Below are 4872 nucleotides of genomic sequence, written 5' to 3' on the forward strand. Positions count from 1 at the left end.
CTATGCCACTCTTCTATAACACTCCTTATCATCCATTACCAAAAAAGGCATTACGACACTAATAGTCATAACGCCCTTGTTTTGACAATTTCGAATGTTATTCGTTTTTATGTCTACTCACGATAGACACCTCGTAATTATATCACGGCTCTATTTAAAAGAAAAGAAAGATATTACCAATCTCAATAATTTTTTCTTATTTTGTTAATTCGTTTTTGTTATTGCAAAAACTGTTCGAAAACATCAAGATCAAAAAAATCATAAATTTTTTTATTTTTTATTTTATTGATACTTTTATTGTACAACGTATCTGTTACAATAAGAATGTAAGATCCATTACATAACATTAAAAGATGGGAGAGGAAATGTATGCAAGACTATGGATTATTACGTTCAGTACTCCAGCTCATCAATCTCTGTGAAAACATGGAGGAAGTACGCGACTTGGTTGAACGTGTCTTGGATGAAACACAAGAGCAAGTTCTCAACAAGTAAAGGATCATCACACGATTGGCTCACATAGCCTCAGCATGATTCGCACAGCAACACACAAATGAATGTTCTCGAACTGCCTTTATATGAGGCAGTTCCCTTAAACGATGATAGACAAAATACGGAAGAATTTCTTCCGTATTTTTTTATGAGGTTTTACACGCATACATCATCGCTTATGACAAGCGATGGTCGTGCAAATCACCACTTTTTTGATTGACAAAAATTACCTTATGTCATATAATATATTGTTGTATAGAAGTGTCTATACGATGTAAACCGAAACTGTTTATGCAAGGAGTAATGATTATGGGCAGAGTATTTGGTACAGTTTCGATGGGGCTTCGCGCACCGATCATCCGCCAGGGAGACAACTTGACAGAGATCGTATCGAGCACCGTCGTTGAAGCTATGAATGTAGAGGGTCTTGTTCCGAGAGATCGAGATGTAGTGTGCATGACAGAAGCTATTGTAGCTCGTGCACAGGGCAATTATGCTACCGTTGATAACATCGCTGCCGATGTACGCAATAAATTCGGAGGCGAAACCGTTGGTGTCATCTTCCCGATCCTCAGTAGAAACAGATTTGCGATCTGCTTGCGCGGTATTGCAAAAGGCTGCAAAAAAGTCGTTTTGATGCTCAACTATCCTTCCGATGAAGTCGGCAACCACCTCGTTGATTACGACCTCTTGGATGAAAAAGGCATCAATCCTTATACAGACGTATTGACCGAAAAACAGTGGAGAGAGTTGTTTGGTTCTCTCAAACACACCTTCACAGGCGTTGACTATATCGAATACTACGCAAACCTCATTCGTGACTGCGGTGCAGAAGTCGAAGTCATCTTCGCAAATGACTGCCGCGCCATTCTTCCGTACACGAAAAACGTACTCAACTGCGATATCCACACTCGTGTACGCACGAAACGCCTCTTGACAAAAGCAGGCGCAGAAAGAGTATTCGGTCTTGACGAACTTTTGACAGAATCCATCGACGGCAGCGGCTGGAATGCTCGCTACGGACTGTTGGGTTCCAACAAGGCGACTGAAGACACCGTAAAACTCTTCCCGAGAGAAGAATGTCAGCAGTTGGTAGAAGACATTCAGGCAAAACTTCTCGAAGTCACGGGTAAGCATATCGAAGTCATGATCTATGGCGACGGTGCGTTCAAAGACCCGATCGGCAAGATCTGGGAACTGGCAGACCCTGTCGTATCGCCTGCATACACAGCAGGACTGGAAGGTACGCCGAACGAACTCAAATTGAAATATCTCGCAGACAATGACTTCTCTGCACTTTCGGGCAAAGAACTTCAGGATGCGATCAAAAGCAAGATCATGCAAAAAGACGGCTCCTCGCTCGTAGGCAATATGGTATCGCAGGGCACGACGCCGCGCCGCTTGACAGACCTCATCGGTTCCCTTTGCGACTTGACGTCGGGTTCGGGTGACAAAGGAACGCCGATCGTATATATCCAGGGTTATTTCGACAATTATACTAACGACTAAAACAGGGAGGCATATCTAATGGAGAAAATCGTTCGTCCAGAAAGCATGGAGCGTATTACGACGCTTGAGCTTGCACAGAAATTTATTGAAGAACAAGTTGCTGAGGTTCGCGCACAGGTCGGCGATAGAAAAGTATTGCTGGCATTGTCCGGCGGTGTTGATTCCAGCGTTGTTGCTGCACTTTTGATCAAAGCTATCGGCAAACAGCTCGTTTGTGTCCATGTTAACCATGGGCTTCTTCGTAAAGGAGAACCTGAACAGGTCGTTAAGGTATTCCGCGATGAGATGGATGCTAACTTGGTATATGTAGATGCTACCGACCGTTTCTTGGGCAAATTGGCCGGTGTAGCTGATCCGGAAAAGAAAAGAAAGATCATCGGTAAAGAATTTATCGAAGTATTCCATGATGAAGCAATGAAATTGGAAGGTATCGATTTCTTGGCGCAGGGTACGATCTATCCTGATATTTTGGAATCCGACGGTGTAAAAGCGCATCATAACGTAGGCGGTCTTCCGGAAGACATGAAATTCGAATTGGTCGAACCTGTCAAACTTCTCTACAAAGATGAAGTTCGTGTCGTTGGTGAAGCACTCGGCTTGCCGCGCAACATGGTATATCGTCAGCCGTTCCCGGGTCCGGGTCTTGGTGTTCGCTGTTTGGGTGCTATCGAACGTGATCGTTTGCATGCACTCCGCGAAGCAGATGCTATCCTTCGTGAAGAATTCGACAAAAACGGTTTGGCAGGCAAAGTATGGCAGTACTTCATTGCTGTACCTGACTTCAAAAGCGTTGGCGTAAGAGATGGCAAACGTTATGAAGGCTGGTCGGCTATTATCCGTGCGGTCAATACGACGGATGCAATGAGCGCTACGATCGAAGAGATCCCGTATGAAATGCTCCATCATATTACGTATCGCATCACGCATGAAGTCGAAGGCATCAATCGCGTATTGATGGATATCACGCCGAAACCGATCGGAACGATCGAGTTCGAATAATTTTTAAAAACAAGATAATGAGGTGACTAACCATGGAAAACTTGAAACTTTTATATACAGGTAAAACGAAAAACGTATACGCACTTGAAAACGGCAACTGCCTTCTTCTCTTCAAAGACGATTGCACGGGTAAAGACGGCGTATTTGATCCGGGTGAAAACACGGTCGGTCTGACGATCGAAGGCGTAGGCGATGTCAACCTTCGTATGTCCATCTACTTCTTCGAAAAGATCAATGCAGCAGGTATCCGTACGCACTATGTATCCGCCGACCTTGACAACACGACGATGGAAGTGCTTCCTGCAAAAGTATTCGGCAAAGGTCTTGAAGTTATCTGCCGTTACAAAGCAGTAGGCTCCTTCTACAGACGCTACTCCGACTACTGTGAATTGGGACAAGATCTTCCTGCATATGTAGAAACGACGTTCAAAAACGATGCCAAAGGCGACCCGCTCGTAACGAAAGACGGCTTGGTAGACCTCGGCGTTATGACAGCTGAACAATATGATTCCCTCAAAGCACAGACACAGGCGATCACGAAGATCGTTGCCGATGACCTCAAAGAAAAAGGTCTTGATCTCTATGACATCAAATTCGAATTCGGCTATGATGCAGAAGGCAATGTCATGCTCATTGACGAGATCGCTTCCGGTAACATGCGCGTATACAAAGACGGCGAATATATCGATCCGATGACGCTCAATAAACTGTTCTTTGCATAAGCTATGATCGATGCAGGGGTAAGGTAATCTTATCCCTGCTTATGATGTTTTAGAAAGGGATTGTTTGAAATGGGTGGATTTTTCGGTGCAGTATCACGCACTAGTTGTAAATACGATATATTTTTTGGTACGGACTATCATTCGCATTTAGGCACCAAACGCGGTGGGTTGATTCTTTATGATAAAGAAAAGGGATATCAACGTCATATTCATAATATCGAAAGCACACCGTTCCGCACAAAATTCGAAGAAGACCTTGAATCGATGGACGGTACGGTCGGTATCGGTTGTATCTCTGATTCGGATCCGCAGCCGCTTTTGGTACGCAGTCATCTTGGCCTTTTTGCGATATCGACGATCGGTATCATTAACAATACAGAGGAGATTGTCAAAAAAATGTTTACCGATGGTGGACATCAATTTTTGGTAATGTCTTCGGGAAAAGTTAGTATGACAGAACTTGTTGCCAAGCTTATCAATCAGTGTGATAATATCGTTGATGGTATTCGATATGCACAAGAAATGATCGATGGGTCTTGCACAGTCCTTATCAATAAGGGGGATGCACTCATTGTTGCCCGTGACAAGGTGGGAAGATTACCGATCGAGATCGGTAAGAAAGAAACGGGTCATTGTGTGTGTATAGAATCTTTTGCAGCGCAAAAGCTCGGATATGATATGTGTTATCGTCCGGGTCCCGGTGAGATCGTAAAACTTACTGTCGACAAAATCGAACAGCTCTCTAAACCGGGCGATAAAATGAAGGTCTGTGCGTTTATGTGGACGTATTACGGTTATCCGAATTCCAACTATGAAGGAATCAATGTTGAGGTAATGCGTTGTAAAAACGGTGAGATCATGGCACGCAACGAAGCACAGCAAGGTATTCTTCCTGATGTGGATTATGTTGCAGGTGTTCCTGATTCCGGTGTACCGCATGCTGTCGGATATGCTAATCAGTCAGGCAAACCGTTCTCGCGCCCGTTCATCAAATATACGCCGACTTGGGCGCGTTCGTTCACGCCTTCCAATCAGGAAATGCGCAGTATGGTTGCAAGAATGAAGCAGATCCCTGTTCCGGAAAGAATCGCTGACAAGAAATTGCTTCTTGTAGACGACTCTATCGTTCGCGGAACGCAGCTTCGTGAAA

At 44.3% G+C, this 4872-nt stretch carries 4 protein-coding genes; all 4 read left to right on the top strand.

Translation table 11 applies throughout. The features are described 5' to 3' along the window. Positions 1-801 precede the first annotated feature (801 nt). Positions 802-2001 carry a coenzyme F420-0:L-glutamate ligase gene (locus IJN28_01730; protein ID MBQ6712494.1) on the top strand — a complete coding sequence of 400 codons (1200 nt, stop codon included), beginning with the start codon at positions 802-804 and terminating at the stop codon, positions 1999-2001. An 18-nt stretch (positions 2002-2019) separates the two neighbouring features. Then, positions 2020-3000: a glutamine-hydrolyzing GMP synthase gene (gene guaA, locus IJN28_01735; GenBank protein MBQ6712495.1), complete on the top strand. Its 981-nt coding sequence runs from the start codon at positions 2020-2022 to the stop codon at positions 2998-3000. A gap of 41 nt (positions 3001-3041) precedes the next feature. Further along, positions 3042-3722 carry a phosphoribosylaminoimidazolesuccinocarboxamide synthase gene (locus IJN28_01740; GenBank protein MBQ6712496.1) on the top strand — a complete coding sequence of 227 codons (681 nt, stop codon included), beginning with the start codon at positions 3042-3044 and terminating at the stop codon, positions 3720-3722. 69 nt (positions 3723-3791) lie between these two features. Continuing rightward, positions 3792-4872: amidophosphoribosyltransferase (locus IJN28_01745; GenBank protein MBQ6712497.1), on the top strand; the 1081-nt coding region annotated here is incomplete at its 3' end.

The organism is Selenomonadales bacterium (assembly GCA_017442105.1).
In the GTDB taxonomy this organism is placed as follows: domain Bacteria; phylum Bacillota; class Negativicutes; order RGIG982; family RGIG982; genus RGIG982.

What these genes read in the sequence shown, in the direction of transcription:
- guaA (MBQ6712495.1), top strand. Translation starts at nt 2,020, where the DNA reads ATGGAGAAAATCGTTCGTCCAGAAAGCATGGAGCGTATTACGACGCTT.
- IJN28_01730 (MBQ6712494.1), top strand. Translation starts at nt 802, where the DNA reads ATGGGCAGAGTATTTGGTACAGTTTCGATGGGGCTTCGCGCACCGATC.